Below are 21,345 nucleotides of genomic sequence, written 5' to 3' on the forward strand. Positions count from 1 at the left end.
GAGCGACCGCGTACGCTCGTCCACCAAGCCTTCCAGTTCTGCAGCATACTCTCTCAAGCGTTCTTCGGCTTCCTTTTCTTTGGAAAGATCATGGATAAAGCCTGTATAGATAATCCTTTCTTCATACTGCACTTCACTTACGGCTAGTCGGAAAGGAAAAGTAGAGCCATCCTTACGCAAGCCCCTCACCTCTCGGCCTATACCGATAATGCGTTTTTCATGCGTATGTTGATACCTGTTGAGGTAACCGTCATGGGCGCTTTTATCAGGTTCGGGCATCAGCACACTGATATTCTTCCCCATTACCTCTTCCAATGCATATCCAAAGAGTTTTAGGCCTGCCGGGTTTACGCTTTCTATTAAGCCACGCGAATCAATGGTAATAATACCATCAATGGCATTGTCAATAATGGCAGTTAATAACCGGGCTTTTTCCATATAAGTTTTTTACAAATATAAAATTTTTATCGAGCTTAATTCTTGCGCAACATCAGCTCTAAATAGTGACGGCTGTCATGTTTTTTAAAAACTATTGTGCGCTACTTTGCAGCAGAATTTAATTTTTACTGCACATGACACATACCTTTCACATACCCGTACTTGGCCTTGGATATTCCATTGACACCCCTTTAAAAGTTGCCAGATATGGAATTTCTTCTGTTGTTTCCATCGTTGATGATGAATTAATTGAAAGAATGCGAAAGTATCATTCAAAACAAAACCAGATTGAATATATCCCTATTGAGGTAAAAGAGGACGACAGCAGGGCAAGACGAATTACGGCCTACCTTAATTTAATGAATACCCTGGTTGAGCAGCAAATGGAGGAATTAAAACTTCAGCATTTTGAACCCGGTACGGCGCTTACGCATTATTTTGAGCTCTTGCCTGAAAATGCACCTTTGAAATTAAAATACCAGGAGATTATGCAGCTTGACTACAACCTCAACAAGGTAATTTTACTTGATGCCCTTAAAAATGAAATGACACCGGGTTCTATTGATGTAAACATCATGTCGAAAGTAGATAAAGCTAATTTTAATGCGGCAAATGAATATACAGGTGATGATTATACCGATGCCCTTGCAGCCATGCGTGGTTTTGCTGAAAGTAATTTAAACGCTTCCATTATCATTTCTGCAGGACTCAACCCACGATTATTCGCCTATATGGAGAATTGTGAATGTTTTTATCCAAAGGAAGGCTTGTCGACTTCAAAAGAAATCATCTTAAAGGTCAGCGATTACCGTTCTGCCTATATACAGGCAAAAATGCTGGCTAAAAGAGGGCTATGGATCTCAGAGTTCAGGGTTGAATCTGGCTTAAATTGTGGCGGTCATGCTTTTGCTACAGATGGCTTTTTATTAGGCCCCATTCTGGAAGAGTTTAAACAGAAGAAAACAGAGTTAGCATCAGAACTTTTCAGCATTTACGCACAGGCTTTAGTGAACAAAGGCATTGAAACTCCTGCAGTACCACAGCAACGGATTACCGTTCAGGGAGGCATTGGCACGGCAGAAGAGCATAACTTTCTGTTGAATTATTACCAGTTGGATGCTGCCGGTTGGGGAAGTCCTTTTTTATTGGTTCCTGAAGCTACCAACGTGGACTCGCAAACCCTGGCGGACTTAGTTACCGCCGAAGAGAAAGATTTTTACCTCAGCAACTCCTCTCCCCTGGGCATATTATTCAACAATTTCAGGAAAAGTACCGCAGAAGACCTCCGTTTAGAGCGTATTGCCAAAGGAAGACCTGGCAGTCCCTGCAAAAAGAAGTTTCTTGTCAGCAATACAGAATTTACCACGCAACCTATTTGCACCGCCTCGCGCGAATACCAAAACTTAAAAATAACGCAGCTCAGGGATATGAACTTGCCTGAAGAAGTATTTCAGGCAAAGTTCAATGCCGTTACAGAAAAAGTATGTTTATGCGAAGGTCTATGTGCTTCTACGTATTTGAAAAATGAAATGCTCAAACCCCGCGAGAGTAAAGCAGTTAGCATTTGCCCGGGACCAAACCTAGCCTATTTCTCCGGAGAATATTCGTTGACTCAAATGGTTAACCATATCTATGGCAGGGATAATCTTTTGGCAGAAGTAAACAGGCCAAATTTATTCATCAATGAGCTGAACCTTTACCTTGAATACTTAAAGAAAGATATTGCCTCACAGCTGGATACTATAAATGATAAAAAAACCAAGTATTATAACAAGTTTGCCAACCAGTTACAAGAAGGGATCAACTATTATAAAACATTGGTACCTAACTTAAAACTACAGACACAAGCTGCTGTACAGGAAATTCAAAACCAGTTGGCAGAAGCAGAAAAAACCTTAAAAAATATTAGTATAGCCTAGCTATGCTCAAAATTCATTAACTCCATCATCCTTTTAAATTCATCATGAAGGGATGCATGGAGATGAATGTTTTCTCCTGTTACCGGGTGTATAAATTCTAGTTCTGAAGCATGGAGCAGCATGGTGGTCATTTCCCATTGCTCTTTAAAAAACCTGTTTTGCTTGTTACAACCGTGTTTCCTGTCGCCAATAATGGGATAGAAAATATGTGCAAAGTGCTTGCGTAGCTGGTGCATACGACCGGTAGTAGGGCATGCCTCTACTAAAGAATACCTGGAACTTGGGTGTTTACCCAAAGGAATAAGCAGTTCTGCCCTGGCAAGGGTAACAAAAGAAGTAAAAGATTCCTGCACCACGCCATTATCATTGGTTAAAGGATAATCGATATCCATTTGGTCGGGTGCATAGCCTCTCAACATGGCTTTATACTTTTTTCTGATTGCCCCTTCAGCAAATTGCTGATGTAAGGCTGTTTCAACATCTTTCTCGAAAGCAAAGAGCAATAAACCACTGGTTTTCCGATCAAGACGGTGCACGGGGCTCACCCTGCGGTTAACCTGATCTCTTAACAACTGTAAAGCAAATTCTTTAGCATCATTAGCAATGGAAGAACGGTGAACCAATAAACCATGAGGCTTATTGATGGCAATGATATGTTCGTCCTGGTAAACGATTTCAAGCATAAATTATTTTTTTTTGCGAAGATAACATTTGTAAACTTAACCTATCTTTACCCTAGCACTTACTGAAATCAGCAGCCTTGATCATCACCATACAAACTACAGCAGTAAAAGAAAATGAAGAAAACCAGTCGCTGGTTAACATCTTCAATCAAAAGCTATTGGAGAAAGCCGCTGAATTGCAACACTTTAGTTTACGTCACCTGGAATACATAGAGCCTATCTTTGATGATGTGGTGATCTACCTGGTGTACAATGATAAAAATCAAATGCGCTGGTACATTGCAAATGATGTGTGTAAGGAGATCACTGAGCTGATGCACAAAGAGATGAAGAAGTTAGGGCTCATCCCGCTTTAAATCTATGGTGAAAGAATCATGTAAAAGCGGTGGTTTTGGGTTATCTGTCACTTCATGAGCCAGGGTATAATACTCACCAGTAAGGGTAAATTTATCTGCATCCTTGTTCAGGGAGATCTTTAGAAAACCATGCTGATTGAGGCTGTAACGTTCTAAAGTTACATTTTCAAAACGAGGGTCATCCTGTGTAAATTGTGGGTTGTCTGTGGTTGCTAAAACATGTAATTCATCGAAACCACCGGAACCGGCCACAATAAAAGGCACTGTTGCACCCTCAGGATATGTTTTGGCAAAGCGCTGGTAATTGTGCACATGCCCACTAAACACTGCATCGGGCAATACGCCAGCTTTTTCAAAAGAAGCATCAAGGAAATCAATCATCGCTTTACTGGAACCATGGTTGGTATCAGCGGTATAAGGGGCATGGTGTAAACAGACAATAATGGCCTTTTCATGCCGCATGGCTTTAGCCCTGATCAGTTCTTTTACAAACCATTCGCCTTGTTCTGCACTTACATAACCATATTTAGGCACATTGCTGTAAAGCCCGATAATGGTAACCAGGTCTGCATTTAATGTCCAGTAAACATTGGGCTGCCTTTGGTTTTTGCGCGTCACCTGATCAGAAAAGTAATGATCACCGGGGCGCACATCACAAAATACTGAGGTAAAGGGCTCCAGACTTTGGTAGGGAACAGGGTTATGAGGGTTTACATCTGCATCGTGGTTGCCGGCAATGGCATAAATCGGTGCAGGGTAACTGGCATAAGGCTTAAAAAATTGTGTGATGTATTGCTCTCTTTCACCGAAATGATAAACAATATCGCCAAGATGATATAAAAACTCCGTAGGGTTTTCAGGGTCTTTGGTTTGCTCCCCCATCTGTTCTGCAATTTGACGTTGAAATGTGGGCGACTTTAATCCACCCGTATCACCCACCATATTAAAGGACAGAGAGGTAGACCCATGGTTCCTTCGAGGAAGAGTTAAATGATAAGGATATTTTCCTGAAGGCGAAGGCAGGGGCTTTATTTTGTATGAATCGTCTGGTTGACCTATTTTTATAACTGGCTTGGTTACGTTATTTTGTTTGATACCGTCCATTGTAAAAGCAAAGTTAGAAAACCCCCTTTAATTGTCTGCATATAAACACAAACTTTACAGATTGTTTACTTCTTAGGTATACACGACGGATGAATTATCGATTTGAACACTTTCAAATTAAGAACCATATGCCGACCTTTGACGCAAATTATAAGAATGACGCAGACCACAGCTCTTAAAATTATAGGACACCAACAGCAAGCAGCCGAAAATGTTGTGATCTCTTTAATGCCTGTAAACGGGCAGAAAATTAGTTACCAGGCAGGACAATTTTTAGTGTTCACTTTTAAAATTAAGGGTAAGGAAATCAGGCGCTCCTATTCCATTTGTAGCAGCCCTTTGCTTAACGAACCGCTGACCATTGCCGTTAAACTGGTAGAAAATGGGGAGATCACTAAATTCCTACACCATAAGGTTGGTGTTGGTGATATTTTAGTGGCGATGGAACCTAATGGTGTTTTCACTTACAGCCCTGATAAAGAACTTCAAAGAACTGTATTTTTATTTGCTGCAGGAATTGGCATCACCCCTATTTTCTCCATTATAAAAACAGCATTGCCCTCTGAAAACCAGAGTAAAATAGTACTGGTATACAGTAATAAATCTGCTAAACACACCCTTTTTTATAAGGAACTGAATGAGTGGCAGGAAAAATACCCGGAGCGTTTTAAAATTATCTATATTTTCAGTGAGTCTAAAAATCTGCTCATGGCACGGTTGAACAATGTACGCATTGAACAAATTGTGAAAGATGAGCTTCGTTTCAATCCTGAGGATGCTTTATTTTATACCTGTGGCCCTATCAATTACATGGTACTGTGCAGAATTACCCTTCGTTCATTGGGTTATACACAGGAACAGATTAAAAGGGAGACCTATTTTATCCCCGAAGATGAAATTGATGAGGATGACATGACGGAGAAAAAAGTAAAAGACACCAATACCTATACCGTTATTATTGACTACCAGGAAAAGCGTTATACCTTTGATGTGCCTTACTTTAAAAGAATTTTAGACGTGGCACTGGAGCAAAACATCAACCTGCCATATAGTTGTGGTGCGGGGATGTGCAGCACTTGTACATCTACCTGTATTTCGGGTGGGGTAAGAATGGAATACAATGAGGTACTTACGGATGAGGAAATTGCCAACGGAAGAGTATTAATCTGCACCGGACACCCCACGAGTAACAATACACACCTGAAGATTGGTTAAATTTTATACGTATTAAAACAGCGTTAGTTGTGCTGACTCAGGCGGTTTAGCATCGCCAAAGATCGTTTTGCCGTCATATTTCCATGAATCACTTCTTTCCCTTTCTAACAGGGCTTCAAAGTTTTGATTGGGCGTAAAACCCTTTTCTGCTGCCCTGGCTAGCTCGCCAAGCTTTTTGATGGCTTGCTGTTTATCTGTTTCGCCAATCTTTGCTTTGTCGACCGCGTGTCGTAATACGGAGATTGTTTCATCGTACACATGGATAGGTACTGGAAAAGGATGTCCATCTTTTCCACCATGGGCAAAAGAAAAGCGTGCAGGATCTTTGAAACGCGAGGGCGTGCCATAAATGATTTCACTCACCAGGGCCATGGATTGTAAGGTCCGTGGTCCCATGCCTTCTAATAACAACAGTTCTTCAAAATCTGCAGGCTGCTTTTCATGGGTGAGCCAAAGCATGGCCCCAAGCCTTTTCAGGTCAACATCTTTTGCTTTAACATCATGATGCCTGGGCATCACTAAATGACTGATTTCACCCAGCATCCTAGTGGGATGTTCGGCCGACATTTGCAGCATGGATGTTCTGGATGGCCTGGCTTCCCTGGCTGTCAGGTTAAGAATCTCCCCCTGGTTTACCCCACAAATTGCGGTATGTGGATTTTCAACAAAAGAACTCATGTTTGAAGAATGCCAATGGTAGCGCCTTGCGGTTCCACTAAACTGGCTCATGCCCTGTTGAACCACGGTCCATAGGCCATCGGTATTGACAACAAAGTTGTGGTGATATAATTGAAATCCATCCTGGATAGCGGTATTATCTACCTTCGCACTAAGTTTACTACAGCGCACCAGGTCGGTGCCGTTTAAACCTGTACGGTCGCTATAAGCTAATAATTCAGCAGGTGTTTGTCGGGATTGCTTGCCTTTGCCACCACAGATGTAAATGCCCAGTTCTTTGGCATGGGGATTAATGGCACGTTTCAAAGCACCCATCACCGAGGTGGTAATGCCTGAAGAATGCCAGTCCATACCCATGACAGCGCCAAAACTTTGAAACCAATAGGGATCGCTTAAACGGCGTAAAACCTCTGCAGTGCCATATTCAGCAATGATAGATTCGGTAATGGCGAGCCCTAAACGCGCCATGCGTTCGCTAAGCCATAAAGGCACGTGGCCTCCATGGAGGGGCAAATCGGCAGTTCCAGATCTTTTCATTGCTAACAAAATTAGCAATAATTATTCATTATTTACCCAAAAGTAAACTTGTCAATTCTAATCCAGTGCATGCCGGCTGCTTTGGCAGCTTCCACACCCGGAATACCATCTTCAAAAACAAGACATTTTTCTGGATCAACGCCTAAAAGTTCAGCTGCTTTTAAAAAGGGATCGGCAAAAGGTTTGCCTTTTGGTGTATCACCTGCGCACACCAGTACTTCAACAAAATCACGAATACCCAGGATGGCTAAAGTTCTTTCAATAGCCGAGCGATCACCTCCGGAAACAACCCCTATACGCACTTTTCCAGCATTAGCTTTTAAATGTTCCACTACATAGGTGATGGGTTGAATATGATCGATATAGCTTTCTGCATACAATTCAGCCTTGCGCGCTTTAAAATCTTCAGGGATGAGCTGCGCATTGTAGCGAAGGTTAATTTCCTCCACCACATCCATAATCGGCCAGCCGGCAAGTTCATCAATCAGCATAGGATCAAAACTTACCCCCTGCTCCCGGGCTACCGCAACATAAGTTTCTGTATGTGCAGGCATATTGTCGGCAAGAGTGCCATCACAATCATATAAAAAAGCCTGGTAATTGCCAGTAGCCAGCGCCGAAAGTTTCAAAAAGTCCGATTGTTCCATAGTCATAAAGGCTACAAAAATATGGAAATTGCAGGTATTAAAACAATTGCGACAGCTTTATTGTAGTCCATATATGCATGATCATTCAATTTACTGGCTTTTTATTTTAGCAATTCCGATTGCCTGTATCACCTGGACCGTTACCCATGAAGAGGTGTTTCGGGAGCCGCGGGAATATTGTGTAAAGCGTTCTCAAATAGAAAAGCATATCTTTAAGCGCAAATTCTTTTATATGCTGACTTGTGAGTATTGCTTTAGTCATTATGTAACGGCATTCATGCTGATCCTTACCGGTTATCAATTATTTTTAACGGACTGGAGGGGCTATTTAATAGCAGGTTTTGCCTTGGTATGGATTGCCAATATTTATATGAGTTTATATAACATCATTAGGATAGATTTAAAAAAGAACAAGATCATTGTTAAAAAAGAAGAGCAGGCCGTTGAAGAGGAAGAAGAAAACTTGATCAGGTAAAGCTCAATGTGGTTGAAAAACCATTGAACATATTATACACAAAGGAAATGATGTTATTTAAGAAAGGAAAGTTAGTCTTTACAGACGCTTTACAGGAAGAAAGTTCAGCAGGGCTGAATATCCCCTATTATACGGCCCAGGCATTGGTAATTTCGGAACAGGATGGGCAATATTTAGGTGCTGTAGAGGAGCTTAAAATCTCGGATCTCATTCAAAAAACATCAACTTTTGTAAAGGATGGCGTCATCAAGATGGAAGCGCATAAACTTTATACCTGGCCCGCTAATTTAGGTGATCACCAGGCATGGAGTGAAAGTAAAAAACGCTTTCTGGAAAAACATGTAATGAATTTCCCTATACGGATCATTTCTGTCCTGGAGGATAACCATATCACCTGGGAATTTATCAGTCCGGAGGAGTTTAAAAAAGTTCCAACTGACCTGAAGGCTACACCTGAATTTCAAAACTACCTCGATCACCAGCATGAATATTTTTTCTTAAGACAGCCAATGGACAGACCTATTTAAAATATTTTTTCACCCTCATACAATATTCCCGATATCCGGTCGTCTATATAGGTGAGAGCGTTAATTTAAGCGGGGGTATTTCGGACGGAATATCCCCGTTTTCCTTTCTACAGCCTTTATTCTTTCGACATATCCAACCTGTTAAAGCCTATGGCACACAGCAGTAATAAGCCAGCTAAGGTAATCCAGAGCACATTATAGCCAAAGTTTTCGGCAAGATAAAAACCTGCTGTAGGGCCAACAACCTGTGCTGCCGACCAGCTTAAAGTGTAACCTGCTGCATATTGGCCCCGGTTAAATTCATTACTGCGGTTAATGACAAAAGTATTGATGAATGGCAGGGAGAACATCTCTCCTAAGGTGATAACCACCGTTACCAATACGGCTAATACAAGTGGTATGCTTTTAGGAATTAAAAGTAAGGTATAAGCAAAGCTGACCAGCAAAACACCTACTATGATGTAATAAATAGGAGAACGTTTGTTCTCAATTTTACTGATCATCACCATTTCGAACACGGCAATGATGATTCCGTTGAGGCCAAGAATCAACCCTATTGCAGCTTCATCAATATGCCACTCCTCTTTAAAGAACAAAGGCACCACCCTGAACATTAAAAAAAAACAGGTAGTAAATAAGGCCGTTAAAAGTACAAATTTCACAAACAGCATATCCTGCCAGGGTTTACGGATTACAACGCCCTGCACCTTTTCCTTGATTGCCTTTCTATAGCCATGTACAACAGGCAAAAACACAATGATGGCGATTCCACATAAAATGCTGACTGTTCCATCAACTATAAACAACAAGGGATAATTGAAGGAAGCTATAATACCACCTACACTGCTGCCAAAAGCCCAGCCTAAATTTGTAGCCAGCCGATTTAAAGAGTAGGAACGCGTTTCTGTTCCAGGGCTTGCGTAAGAGGCGATAGCGGCAAAATTAGCCGGACGAAAAGCTTCAGAAAAGAAACTGATGACCAGGGTTAAAAAACACAAGGTTTCGAAGTGTGTGATGGTAGAGAAAAAGATAAAAAAAGCACCACCTGTAAGGGTACTGAAAATTTGTACTGCCCGAAAGCCAAAAACATCAGTAAATTTCCCTCCTGCAGTAGCACCTAAAATAGAGCCTACACCAAATAAGGTGATGATTAAGCCAGCATCAGATGGTGGACGCATTAGGTACTGCGTCATGTATAAACTCATAAAAGGTACTGCCATGGTACTGCTTCTGTTGATCAGCATGACTATGCTCAACAACCATGTTTCCCGGCTTAGCCCTCTAAATGACTCTTTATAGGTTGCAATAATGACATGAGCAGCCGATTTTTGTTTCATTTAATTATAAATAGAATGCAATTATACAGGAAAATTAAATAAAACCTCTAATTTAGAACCCTGTTCCCTGTTCTAAATTATAACAACAACAAATGAATATTGCCGACCAAGGATATAAGGAAATCTTTAAAAATAGCCCTATGGCTATACTCATTTTAAGTGCCAATGGTCCTGATTACTCAATTCTTGATGTAAATAGCGCTTACCTGGAGGCTACCCATACAACAAGGGAATTCCTTGTTGGTAAAGCTGTATTTAGTGTCTTTCCTACCAATCCAACAGATCAAAATTCAAGGAACATAGAAAAAACAATTCTTTCTTTTGAGGAGGCAATATCTACAAAGAAATCTCATACCATGCATGAATACCGGTATGATATCCCCATTGGTGGAACAACCGAATTTACAGAAAGATATTGGACAACCATCAATACCCCGGTATTAGGGGAAGATGGAACAATAGCATATATCATCCATTCTCCACGCGATGTTACAGAAAATGTTTTATTGCAACAGCGTGAAAAATCGGGCATTGAAGCTTTGAAAACACAACGAAAACAACTCTATTCCACCTTCATGCAGGCTCCTGTAGGTATCGGAATTTTCAAAGGCCCTGACTATATAGTAGACCTTATCAATCCGGTCTTATGTAAATTATATGGCAAAAGAATAGAAGAAATGATCGGCAAGCCAATATTTGAGGTCCTCTCACTCGCTAAAGGGCAGGGTTTTGAAGAGTTACTGGAACAGGTAAGAACAACTGGGGAGCACTATGAAGGTTGGGCCATAGAAGTCCCGCTGATCCGCGATGGGGTCATTGAAAAGGTCTATGTAGACTTTGTTTATGAACCTTTCTACGAGGATGACAATTCTATTAGTGGTGTTATTGCGGTAGCTTCAGAAGTATCAGCACAAATACATGCCAAACACCAGCTGGAAGAGGCTGAAGAACGTGCACGGCTAGCGGCTGATGCGGTAGAATTAGGGATCTATGATTTAAATATCCTCAGTGGAGAGTTAATTACTTCCTTACGCTTTGCCAATATATTTGGCTTTGACAGCCCTGCAAAGCATAATGATTATACCGCTGTAATTCATCCGGAAGATCTACACCTGAGGGTAAAGGCACATGAACAAGCCATTGAAAATGGCGTTATGAATTATGAAGCCCGTGTGATCTGGAAGGACGGCTCCATACACTGGGTCCGGGTGGAAGGAAAAGTGCTTTACGACAAGAAAGATAACCCTACCCGTATCCTGGGTACTGTGCTGGATATTACCAGTCAAAAAGCCGATAAAGAATTGCAAAGAAAATTGATTACACTGGTAGATAACAGTGTAGACCTGATGTCTATATTTAATTTAGAAGGTAAATTCACTTATATCAATGCCGCTGGCTTAGCACTTTTAGGTTTAGCAACTCAGGAAGAAGAACTAGCCTTACCTGCCGAAGGTATGCAGAATGCAGAAGACCTTCAGTTCTTTCAACAGGAAGTGTTACCATCGGTTATGCATAATGGAAGCTGGGCAGGAAAAATGAATGTACACAATTTTAAAACCGGGGAAATTATTCCGGTATTTAACAACTGTATCCGGATAGATGATTTTCTCACCGGAGAAGTGTTAGCCGTAGGTGCAGTAATGCGTGACCTCAGGGCAGAGTTAAAAGCAAAACAAGCCCTGGCAGATAGCGAACAACTGCTGAGAAATATTACAACTGCCTCCCCTACCGCACTTTGGATGTCTGACACACAAGGAAAACTCAACTATGTGAATCAAACCTGGATTGACTGGTCGGGTAAAGCTTTTGAAGATAACCTCGAATACGGCTGGATATCCGCTGTTATCCCGGAAGATATTAAACAGGTGATAGAGCAGTTTCACCTGGCTATGCAGAACAAGGTGCAATATGAAGTAGAATTCAGAATTAACCATGCTGATGGCACACAGCATTGGTGTAGTGTAATTGGCGAGCAGCAATTCAATCAAAATGGCGAGTTTACAGGCTATATAGGTTCATGCACAGACATTACCGAACATAAAGAGCTGCAAAATCAAAAGGACAACTTCCTTGGTATTGCCAGTCATGAGTTAAAGACCCCTGTAACGAGCCTTAAAGGATATGCACAGGTGATGGAGAGGATTCTTAAAAAGAAAGACCTCAACATGGAAGCAGACATGATGCGTAAAATGGATGCCCAGCTGAACAGGTTGACAAGCTTGATCAGCGACCTTTTAGATGTCACTAAAATCAATGCCGGAAAGCTGAGCTTTAACAACCAGTTATTTGACCTTAAGCCCCTTTTAGAGGAAATTGTGGATGATTTGCAGCTGACTACCGACAGGCAGGTTATTGTTAAAAACTTCCAACCTGCGGGTAAAATATATGCCGACAAAGATCGTATTGAACAGGTGATCATCAATTTCATTTCCAATGCCATCAAGTATTCACCTGAGGCCACAGAAATATTGGTTCATTTAAAACAAGAGCAGCATGAAGTCATTGTGGGCATACAGGACTTTGGCATTGGCATTGCTCCTGAAGACCATTTGAAGGTATTTGAACAATTCTACAGGGTAAGCGGAAAAATGCAGCATACCTTCCCTGGTTTAGGGCTGGGTTTATACATCTCTGCAGAATTCATCAGAAAAATTGGCGGTAGAATTTGGGTAGAAAGTAAAAAGAATGAAGGCTCTTGTTTTTATTTTGCAATGCCAGTACATACAGCTTAACTTAGGTAAGTTAATAAGGGCTATTTTAGTGTAGCCATTATTTCTTTAGCCATTTTAAAATGTCCCTCTATAACAGGAGTTGTTTTTTTTGCGAATTCCATTACTTCTTCTCGATTTACATCCTGTCCGCTTTTGAAAAGCTCAACAGTCTTTTGGTGATCATTGACCATCATATCCATATATTGCTTATCAAATTCAGCACCTGTAGCTTTCTTGAGCATATCAAGGTGTGCTCGTTTCTCCTCTGGTATAGCTGTAGGAATAATAATACCTGCTTTTTTGGCTATACCCATTAATTCCTGATTAGCTTTGCTATGGTCAGCAACCATTTGTTTTGCAAAGGCTTTCACTTTTTCATTACTGGCATTTTTCAAAGCTATATTTCCCATCTCCACTTCCATCATGCCCCCTACGCCCGCTTCCTTTATAAAGAAGGCACTGTCATCATCAGCACTTGATTTATGGGTAATGTCTCCAGGTGCAGTTTCACTGGAACGGTCATTTCCATCCTGATCATTATTCTTCGCAGCATTTTCACCGCTGATATCCATAGATCCAGAATCTTTTGAGTCTACGGCTCTGCTTTCAGGATTTTTACAGGCATGGATAGCACAAACTGCTATCAATAAAATGGCTAGATTTATCTTTCTCATGTTTAATATTTTGATATATTTAACAACTTTCAATCAAAATAGTTTGTGTTAGTTAATAAATTTACTACGCATCTTATCCAGTAAAAACTGAAAGATTAAAGAGAGGATAACGACTAGTAAACAGCCGATTACATTAAGCCACAAGTAAGCAACTACTTTATAATAACCACAAATACAGACTGTAATTTCTGTAACTACCGCAGCCATAAAAACCGCCCGGCCATTGACATGCCTCACATAAAAAGCCACCAGAAATACACCTAAAATGGTACCGTATATATATGAACCCAAAATATTGACAGCTTCTATCAGGTTTCCAATTTTGCTGGCATATAAGGCCATTAAAATACAGACTATACCCCAAAAAACAGTAGCCCACCTGGAAACCTTGAGGTATTGCTCATCTGACGCATTTGGATTAATCAGTCTTTTATAAATATCAATAACGGTTGTAGAAGCCAATGAATTTAGGGCACTGGCAGTGGAGCCCATAGAAGCTAAAAAGATAATAGCAATTAATAAGCCTATTAAACCACGGGGTAAATAAGCGGTAACAAAGCTTAAAAAGATATAATTATTGTCATTGACATCTGCTTTGGCATCATTCTTCAGCATCAGGTCTGTTGCTTTTTTGCGAATTACCTTTCCCTGCTCATCTGCCTTTTTAAGTACAAGCCTTTGCTCGTCTATAGCCGGCTGGTCATCTTCATCGAGAGCCACACTTAGCTTTTCCAACTCCTGTTGTTTATCCTTAAAAAGTGTAGTATATTCACTTTTAATAGTATGGAGCTCCGCTTGATAAGGACTTTTCTCCAGCTTGTTCAATTCAAAACTATTGAAGAAAACAGGTGGTTGCTTGTATTGGTAAAAGGCAAAGACTAGTACCCCAATAAGTAAAATAAGGAATTGCATGGGTATTTTAACCAAGCCATTCATTAATAAGCCCATTCTGCTCTGTCCAACAGAAGAGCCGGTGAGGTAACGCCCCACCTGACTTTGATCAGTACCAAAATAAGACAGCTGCAAAAAGAAACCGCCAATTAAACCGCTCCAAACGGTGTATTGATTGTTCCAGTCAAAGGTAAAATCAATGGCATTGGTACGGCCCATCTTTCCGGCAATGCTGATGGCTTTACCGAAGCCAACATTGGCAGGCAGCAAATGTACCACGACTATACCAGCAGCAAAAAGCCCACAAAATATAATGGCCATTTGTAACATCTGTGTATAAGATACTGCCTTGGTTCCTCCGTAAACAGTATAAAAAATAACCAAACTCCCAATAAAGATGGTAGTCAAAGTAGGGTTGATATTCAGGATAACAGAAAGGATAATGGCAGGTGCATAAATGGTGATGCCTGTAGATAAGCCCCTTTGGATTAAAAACAGAAAGGCTGTTAAAGCCCTGGTCTTCAAATCAAAGCGCTGCTCCAAGTATTCGTAGGCAGTATAGACTTTTAGGCGGTGAAAGATAGGCACAAAAGTAATGCAGAGGACAATCATGGCCAAGGGCAAGCCCAGGTAAAACTGTACAAAACTCATTCCTGAGGCATATGCTAAACCTGGCGCCGACAGAAAAGTAATGGCACTTGCCTGTGTGGCCATCACCGATAGACATACGCTATACCAGGGCATAGACTGGTTTCCCAATAAAAAGCCATCAATATTTTCAGTCCCCCTGCTTTTATAAATACCGTAAAGTACAATCGCCAGAAGTGTAATAATTAGTACTGCCCAATCCAGGTTACTCATTCAAAATAGGTTGTAAAAAGATAAAACAGGACGATTAAAACCAGTAGCCATAAGATCAACAGGCGATAAAACTGTTTCCAGCTTTTCACAAAAGGCGGTAATTCCGGGTCTTTATGTTGTACTTTACTCATTATTGAGGATTAGCGATTAAGTTAGCAAATAGCCTGAATGCACCGGGTACACCAGCTGGCAATTCTCTAAAGAAAGCCAGTCCTGTATAAACGTATTTGCCCTTACCATATTTGGTAACAAACAAAGAGCCATGCTCTGCAGGTTCACCTTTATCATTCATAGAAAGGATAGCCGTATAGCGGGGGTCCAGTTCTTTGGCAAAGTATAATCCGCGTTCCTGCACCCAGCCTTCAAAATCCTTTTTTGTTATTTTATTAGGGTAGTTCAACACCTGGTGATCCGGTGCTAAAAAGGTAACCTCAGCATCCTCTGCAGTAACACGGGCACGGGTTAATTTAAAAGGATATGGCCCTAGTTCCTCGATTTTCAAGGGACTATTTACATTGTATTGCGACACCAATGTTCCACCATCGGCTACATATTTCATTAACCTGGATTGTAGAACAGCGGCTAGCGGATTGATGTTAAAAAGCCTCACCCCCGTAATAATGGCATCATAAGAAGATAAATCACCATGCAAAACCTGATTTTCTGTTAACAAAGTAACCTGATACCCAATTTGCTTCAGCGCTGCAGCAACAAGATCGCCTGCACCATTAAGATATCCAATGCGCTTTCCGGCGATGTTAATTTCTGCGGCAGATACCTTTGCCTCTGCCAGAGGAAACAGTGTTTGTACAGGAATGTGCTCATAATTGATTTCCTGCAAACCTTTAGCATAAGTTTTGCCTTCTACCTCCAGCTGCAATTGCAAAGTACCCTCCGTAACATTTCCTGCAGGTATAACACTAAAGGTCACTTCCTGGTCCTCCCCTTTTTTATCGAAATTAAAAGCTATAGTTGCCGGAGAGATTTTCCATCCTGCGGTTACGGCTGGCTTTAAAACACCTTTAACATGAGCTTTAAAATTGTTCAACTGTACGACAAAGGTCCTGCTTTCGCCTTTTTTAAAGACAAAAGCTTTATCTGGAAGCGTGGCAGTAACCGGAGGGGCAACCACCAGTGGTCTATAAATTTCGCCCTTTTCCGGATCTGTATACTTATGTAAGAGTGGACGAATAACAACAATCTGCTGATCCCCTATTTCCATTTTAATTTCACCCATAACCGGAGCGGGATTTTCTGGCAGCCCTATAAGCGCTAAAGAATCTACAATGTAATAACCCAGTGGGTGTTTTTTCTCGAGCCAATAAGGCTGTGTAAGTCCGATGGTACTGGCCGGAATAGTAAACTTGAAGTCTGTCATTTGACTGCTCAACGGACCAGAAAGAGGATGAAGACCTTTTGGAGTGACCACAATTTTAATAGGAATAGCTATTGGAGATCTTGCCAATGCCTGAACCTGCACCGGAATGTCATCTGTAATGGCATAGGTAGGAACGGACACATTAGTTTCTATCCAGATACCTGCACAGGCAAGAATCAATTCATCTAATAGGGCATGTTTAAAGGGCTTACCATTTACGGCTTTTCTCAATTCCAGCAGCAGCTTTAACGAAGCGTAAGGTTGAGCAACCTGATATTCCTGGTTAATTTTAGCCACTAATTTTTCTACTGTAGCCATGCCTGGCGCACTGGAGAGTGAAAAATCTATATCTTCAAATAAATCCTTTTTTGCGGGCACCCCATCAACATGACTGAAATATTCTATGGAAGGTGTGCGTTGAGCAGCAGCGCCAAAACCTTGGCTCCTGTGCTGTGACCTGCTTGAGGCTGCTATTTCACCATAGCTTTTTCCTAGAAGGGCATTATAGCCGCCCACATTAAGCTTTAGCTGATCATCGGCCGTGGTATTAACAGTTCCAAAATTGAAAGTATTCCATACAATACGGCGCGCCTGCCATGGTTTTACAAATTTAAGTTGTTCAGGAAATTGTTTAGGATCTGCGGCAGCCTTAAATGCTTCATGCGCTAACATAGCAGATGCCGTGTGGTTGCCATGCCCTGCTCTGGCATCTTCAGGGAAACGGGTAATGATCACTTGTGGCTGAAACTTGCGAATCACCCACACCATGTCACCAAGTACTTGCTGCTTATTCCAGAATTCGAAACTTTCTTCCGGAGGATTAGAGAAGCCAAAATCGTTGGCACGGGTAAAGAATTGCTCCGCACCATCTATACGACGTGCAGCGAGTAATTCCTGTGTACGCAGTAAACCTAAAAGGTCAGCCTGTTCAGTACCAATAAGGTTTTGTCCGCCGTCACCACGGGTAATGCTGAGGTATCCAGCGCGAACCTTTTTTTCCTTGGCAAGGTAAGCCAGTAATTTGGTGTTTTCATCATCAGGGTGTGCAGCAACATACAATACACTTCCACTGACCTGTAAAGATTCCAGTCCTTGTTTAATTTCCGCAGCATTTAACGAAGCGGTATTTTGTGCCTTTAAGATTGGAGATATGAGGGAGAGAAAGAAAAAAAATCGGGTCCTTAGTTTCATACTGGTGAGTTGGTTTTCGAAATTAATCAAAATTCACCTATCCTAAGGACCCGAACAAATATTTTACAACAGTATTTTACTGCTTACTTCTTTATCAATAGTAATAAAACCAGGGTATTTAACAAGGCTGTTGCCTACCATAAAGCTAGGTTTGATTTTGATGGTCACCAATCCTTTTTGTTCAGGCTCTCCTTTTCTTGCTTTAAGAAACTTCGTTACTTCTTCCATCAATTTGCTATTAGAAATTATGGGGTATACATTAGCATTAACATCTACAGGTACAATTGTTGATTGTCCTGGTCCGACACTCACATTTTGGTTAACGAAACCTGTGGCAATTTCTTCACGGTTGATGAGGATTTTATATTCAAACTCATTAATGGAAGCAGGATTACCTGTTGGGTTGGTAATTTGTAGGTTTAATTTAGCCCTTAAGGGGATGTCTTTTCTAAAAAGACCAAGGGCTATGCCTGGTAGACTGCTTAAATTAACGTTTTCACTGCTGATCACTTTCCTGATGTCGGTGCCTGCAATGGTAATCTGGTCTGCGGATTTGATTAAATAAGTACACTTTTCCAGTGCTTTGATCTGTTGAGCCTGTTTGTTCACACCACAACTGAATAAGGTGATGGTCAACAGACACAAGAATATGGTTTTCTTCATAACAACTATAACGGCTAAACGCTTAAAAATATACGTGGGGTAAATCGATTAGAATGTCCTCCTTCGGTTTGCATTTTTACTGATTACACTGTCGATGCTGTATTTCCCCGGGCCTGAAAATAACAAGAACACATAGGTCACTAAATACATTGCCGGAAGTTCCATTTTTTGGAAGCCTTCGTGGAAATGAACAAGAAATACTACTACGGCCATCGTTACAATTAAAGGCAGCAAAGCTAACCTTGTTGCCAAACCAAGCAATAATAATATGGAACAAAAGAATTCTGCAAAAATAGCCAGGTAAAAAGAAAGCGCTACACCAACACCGATAGGATCGGCAAACTGAATTTCTGCACCAGTCAAAGCAGTTGTTAGTTTGGCGTAACCATGAGACATCATAAAACAGGCAGCAACTACACGCAACAAAAACAATCCAAAATCAAGACTGTCGTGGTTATAATTTGTATTAAAAATTCTTTTCATATTTATCATTTTTTAAGGGGACTGACGTAAAGATATTGTTTTTTAATTAATGTATAATTAAAACCATTTTTAATAAAGAGCGGTTTAACATAGTCAGAGTGCTATAATATACAATAACCTAGCCATCTTTTCTAAGGTATGCAAAAAGCAATAATAGTTAAACAATGTTCTTCCTCAATATTTGCTTTGTTTAACTTGCAACAATGAAAGAGTTGATCGCATATATTTTACAATTTGGGAACCTCAATAAACAACAAATCGACCTTATTGAGCGCAATATTACTGAAGAAGAACTAAAGAAAGATGAATATTTTTCTGAAGCAGGATCAATTCCGAAGCAAGTAGCTTTTATTGTAGAAGGAGTGATAAGAGGCTGTTATTACAACAATAAAGGTGAGGAAATTACCCGTTGTTTCATCAGTGAAAATAGCCTAACAGTGGATTATGTTAATTTTGAAGCAAACACAGCATCATCGGAGTACCTGCAAGCCTGCACGGATTGCAAGCTCATCGTTTTTTCAAAACAGAATTGGGAAGCGCTTTCGGATACTATTGTTGGATGGGATAACCTTAAAAACAAGATGGTGCAAAAGTGTATGTATGAGAAATCGAGGAATGGCCCTGTAATTTCGCAAGATGCCACTACTCGTTATTTAGCGTTTTTGGAAAATCATCCCTCACTTGCCAATCGTGTTCCTTTGGCTTACATTGCTTCGTACTTAGGCGTTACACAACAATCCTTAAGTAGGATAAGAAAAAACATTCGCTAAGTCTGTTTTTACCAAATGGTAAATGCTTACCTATTTTTACCACCTATTTTGCCACCTTAATTTAAGCTATAAAACAATGAAATCAGTATTAATTACAGGAGCCAATAAAGGAATAGGTTTGGAAACAGCAAAGCAGCTTTCAAAAAAGGGATTGTTTATCTATTTAGGAAGCAGAGATATTGAAAAAGGAAACGCGATTGCAAAAGAATTAAGCGAAAATGGCTATCCAAACATCAAGGCGATTGAGATAGACGTTACAAAGCCAGAAACAATTTTGTCGGCTAAAAATAGTATTGAAAAAGAGCAGGGATATTTAGATATCCTGATCAATAACGCAGGGATCAGCGGAGTACTACCGCAAAATGCCTTAGCAACTTCCGCAGAGAAATACCACGAAGTATTTGATGTCAATATGTATGGTGTGGTTCGTGTCACTCAAGCTTTCATGGTATTATTGAAGAAAGCGGTTGAGCCAAGAATTGTCAATGTAAGTACAAGTGTAGGTTCTCTTTCCCTGCAAAGTAATCCACAGTGGCCTGCATACGATTATGCAAAATATGCAATCTATGCTTCGTCGAAAGCGGCGATGAATATGTACACTGTTCATTTAGCTTACGAATTGCGGAATAGTGCGTTCAAAATTAATGCAGTCTGCCCTGGTTATACAAAAACAGACTTCACTGACCATAACGGAGGGGAAGTTGAAGAAGCTGGAAAACGCATTATTAAATATGCACTAGTAGATCAAAATGGACCAACAGGAAAATTTTTCAGCGAAGAAAGCAATCCACAAACAGGTGAAATCAGTTGGTAATTCGTTAAGCACACCATCTAGATGTAAGCTCGTCTTAAACTTGTATGTTTGTAAAAATGTACCAACAACTGAGATCACATATTGAAAAGATCGTACCACTCACCGATGAGGAATTCGAATTTGTAAGCAGTCTATTTTCGGCAAAGCATTACAAAAAGCACCAGTTCCTGGTGCAACAAGGTGAAATGGTACCCTTTAATTATTATGTGGTCTCAGGGCTTACAAAATTGGTTTACACAGCAGATGATGGCAAACAGCATATCTTAGCTTTTGCCATGCAAGACTGGTGGGATAATGATTTCCAAGCCTATTATACACAAACTACAGCGACACTTTCGTTAGAATGCCTGGAAGATACGGTGGTACTTTGCCTTTCCTTAGCTAATTACCGAACACTGTGTACAGGCTTGCCTAAAATTGAGCACTTCTTTCTTGAAAAGGTAACCTTGGGTTTTCTTTCAGCGCAGCGTCGCATCTTGTCATTGCTTACCGCAAGTGCAAAGGAACGCTATGAACAGCTGATTAAACAGCACCCATCCTTGTTACAGCGGGTTCCAAAAACACAACTAGCTGCCTATCTGGGTGTTTCCCGCGAAACACTGAGCCGCCTAAGTCTATAGTGTGACCTGGCGCACAGTATAATCGTGAGCTAAGTCACAGGCATGTGCTGAAGGCTATTTGCACCTTTGTAAGGTTGATTTTAACATCAATGATGATGTAAATGATGAACCTTAACAAAGTAGAAATGGAAAAAAATATCATTAATCCCTGGAAGTGGCAAGACGATCGTTATTATGTACAAGCGGTGGAGGTTACACAAGTTCAGGGCACCCTTTATTGTGCCGGGCAGGCGGCGGTACATGCAGATGGCACATCAAGCTCCGGTGATATGGAAACACAATTATTGCTGGCGATAGAAAATTTAGAACGGGTAATTGCTGAAGCAGGCTATGAATTAAAGAATATCGTTCGACTGAATGTTTACACCACATC

General features: G+C 40.8%; 21 protein-coding genes. 10 read left to right on the forward strand and 11 right to left on the reverse strand.

The features are described from left to right. Positions 1–438: PAS domain S-box protein (locus ACR2F7_RS01580; protein WP_432711856.1), on the reverse strand; the 438-nt coding region annotated here is incomplete at its 3' end. A gap of 134 nt (positions 439–572) precedes the next feature. Here ACR2F7_RS01580 and ACR2F7_RS01585 point away from each other — a divergent pair. Continuing rightward, positions 573–2,357, forward strand: coding sequence for a hypothetical protein (locus ACR2F7_RS01585; RefSeq protein ID WP_432711857.1), 1,785 nt, complete (start codon positions 573–575; stop codon positions 2,355–2,357). On the opposite strand, the gene ACR2F7_RS01590 is transcribed toward ACR2F7_RS01585, so the two are convergent. Then, entirely contained in the window at positions 2,354–3,040 is a 687-nt protein-coding gene (locus ACR2F7_RS01590; RefSeq protein WP_432711858.1) for a pseudouridine synthase, read from the reverse strand. The two genes, ACR2F7_RS01585 and ACR2F7_RS01590, sit on opposite strands and share 4 nt — an antisense overlap. A gap of 77 nt (positions 3,041–3,117) precedes the next feature. On the opposite strand from ACR2F7_RS01590, the gene ACR2F7_RS01595 reads away from it, so the two are divergent. Then, positions 3,118–3,396: a hypothetical protein gene (locus ACR2F7_RS01595; RefSeq protein ID WP_432711859.1), complete on the forward strand. Its 279-nt coding sequence runs from the start codon at positions 3,118–3,120 to the stop codon at positions 3,394–3,396. On the opposite strand, the gene ACR2F7_RS01600 is transcribed toward ACR2F7_RS01595, so the two are convergent. After that, positions 3,376–4,500, reverse strand: a complete 1,125-nt coding sequence (locus tag ACR2F7_RS01600) for a metallophosphoesterase family protein (protein WP_432711860.1) — start codon at positions 4,498–4,500, stop codon at positions 3,376–3,378. The two genes, ACR2F7_RS01595 and ACR2F7_RS01600, sit on opposite strands and share 21 nt — an antisense overlap. Before the next feature lie 156 nt (positions 4,501–4,656). On the opposite strand from ACR2F7_RS01600, the gene ACR2F7_RS01605 reads away from it, so the two are divergent. Beyond that, complete coding sequence (locus ACR2F7_RS01605) at positions 4,657–5,715, forward strand: 2Fe-2S iron-sulfur cluster-binding protein (RefSeq protein WP_432711861.1); 1,059 nt, start codon at positions 4,657–4,659, stop codon at positions 5,713–5,715. 12 nt (positions 5,716–5,727) lie between these two features. Here the strand turns inward: ACR2F7_RS01605 and ACR2F7_RS01610 are convergent, their stop codons facing one another. Then, complete coding sequence (locus ACR2F7_RS01610; RefSeq protein WP_432711862.1) at positions 5,728–6,930, reverse strand: DUF763 domain-containing protein; 1,203 nt, start codon at positions 6,928–6,930, stop codon at positions 5,728–5,730. Positions 6,931–6,962: 32 nt separating this feature from the next. After that, positions 6,963–7,577, reverse strand: coding sequence for an HAD family hydrolase (locus tag ACR2F7_RS01615; protein ID WP_432711863.1), 615 nt, complete (start codon positions 7,575–7,577; stop codon positions 6,963–6,965). Positions 7,578–7,650: 73 nt separating this feature from the next. Between ACR2F7_RS01615 and ACR2F7_RS01620 the strand changes: the two genes are divergently transcribed. Beyond that, positions 7,651–8,052, forward strand: coding sequence for a hypothetical protein (locus ACR2F7_RS01620; RefSeq protein ID WP_432711864.1), 402 nt, complete (start codon positions 7,651–7,653; stop codon positions 8,050–8,052). A 47-nt stretch (positions 8,053–8,099) separates the two neighbouring features. After that, on the forward strand, positions 8,100–8,579 hold the full coding sequence (locus ACR2F7_RS01625; protein WP_432711865.1) for a hypothetical protein: 480 nt from the start codon (positions 8,100–8,102) through the stop codon (positions 8,577–8,579). Positions 8,580–8,695: 116 nt separating this feature from the next. Here ACR2F7_RS01625 and ACR2F7_RS01630 read toward each other — a convergent pair whose 3' ends face one another. Further along, positions 8,696–9,916 carry an MFS transporter gene (locus ACR2F7_RS01630; protein WP_432711866.1) on the reverse strand — a complete coding sequence of 407 codons (1,221 nt, stop codon included), beginning with the start codon at positions 9,914–9,916 and terminating at the stop codon, positions 8,696–8,698. Between the two features lie 92 nt (positions 9,917–10,008). Here ACR2F7_RS01630 and ACR2F7_RS01635 point away from each other — a divergent pair, with 92 nt between their 5' ends. Continuing rightward, positions 10,009–12,648 carry a PAS domain S-box protein gene (locus ACR2F7_RS01635; protein WP_432711867.1) on the forward strand — a complete coding sequence of 880 codons (2,640 nt, stop codon included), beginning with the start codon at positions 10,009–10,011 and terminating at the stop codon, positions 12,646–12,648. Positions 12,649–12,668: 20 nt separating this feature from the next. Here the strand turns inward: ACR2F7_RS01635 and ACR2F7_RS01640 are convergent, their stop codons facing one another. The 5 genes from ACR2F7_RS01640 to ACR2F7_RS01660 all read right to left on the reverse strand — a co-directional run bounded on the left by ACR2F7_RS01640 (position 12,669) and on the right by ACR2F7_RS01660 (position 18,768). After that, positions 12,669–13,301 (reverse strand): DUF4142 domain-containing protein, encoded by a 633-nt coding sequence (locus tag ACR2F7_RS01640; protein WP_432711868.1) that lies wholly within the window; start codon positions 13,299–13,301, stop codon positions 12,669–12,671. Positions 13,302–13,349: 48 nt separating this feature from the next. Next, on the reverse strand, positions 13,350–15,053 hold the full coding sequence (locus ACR2F7_RS01645; protein WP_432711869.1) for a sodium:solute symporter: 1,704 nt from the start codon (positions 15,051–15,053) through the stop codon (positions 13,350–13,352). A gap of 130 nt (positions 15,054–15,183) precedes the next feature. Next, the gene (locus tag ACR2F7_RS01650; protein ID WP_432711870.1) at positions 15,184–17,622 is read right to left on the reverse strand and encodes a PIG-L family deacetylase; all 2,439 of its coding nucleotides are present in this window, start codon (positions 17,620–17,622) and stop codon (positions 15,184–15,186) included. A 63-nt stretch (positions 17,623–17,685) separates the two neighbouring features. Beyond that, positions 17,686–18,285, reverse strand: a complete 600-nt coding sequence (locus ACR2F7_RS01655; protein ID WP_432711871.1) for a hypothetical protein — start codon at positions 18,283–18,285, stop codon at positions 17,686–17,688. A gap of 48 nt (positions 18,286–18,333) precedes the next feature. Then, entirely contained in the window at positions 18,334–18,768 is a 435-nt protein-coding gene (locus ACR2F7_RS01660) for a DoxX family protein (protein ID WP_432711872.1), read from the reverse strand. Positions 18,769–18,971: 203 nt separating this feature from the next. Here ACR2F7_RS01660 and ACR2F7_RS01665 point away from each other — a divergent pair, with 203 nt between their 5' ends. The 4 genes from ACR2F7_RS01665 to ACR2F7_RS01680 form a co-directional block, all read left to right on the forward strand. Further along, a complete protein-coding gene (locus ACR2F7_RS01665; protein ID WP_432711873.1) occupies positions 18,972–19,538 on the forward strand; it encodes a Crp/Fnr family transcriptional regulator in 567 nt (188 codons plus the stop codon). Positions 19,539–19,614: 76 nt separating this feature from the next. Then, a complete protein-coding gene (locus ACR2F7_RS01670; RefSeq protein WP_432711874.1) occupies positions 19,615–20,352 on the forward strand; it encodes an SDR family NAD(P)-dependent oxidoreductase in 738 nt (245 codons plus the stop codon). 44 nt (positions 20,353–20,396) lie between these two features. After that, positions 20,397–20,972, forward strand: a complete 576-nt coding sequence (locus ACR2F7_RS01675; RefSeq protein ID WP_432711875.1) for a Crp/Fnr family transcriptional regulator — start codon at positions 20,397–20,399, stop codon at positions 20,970–20,972. A 101-nt stretch (positions 20,973–21,073) separates the two neighbouring features. After that, positions 21,074–21,345: RidA family protein (locus tag ACR2F7_RS01680; protein WP_432711876.1), on the forward strand; the 272-nt coding region annotated here is incomplete at its 3' end.

It is taken from the genome of Pedobacter sp., assembly GCF_045628745.1.
Taxonomy (GTDB): domain Bacteria; phylum Bacteroidota; class Bacteroidia; order Sphingobacteriales; family Sphingobacteriaceae; genus Pedobacter.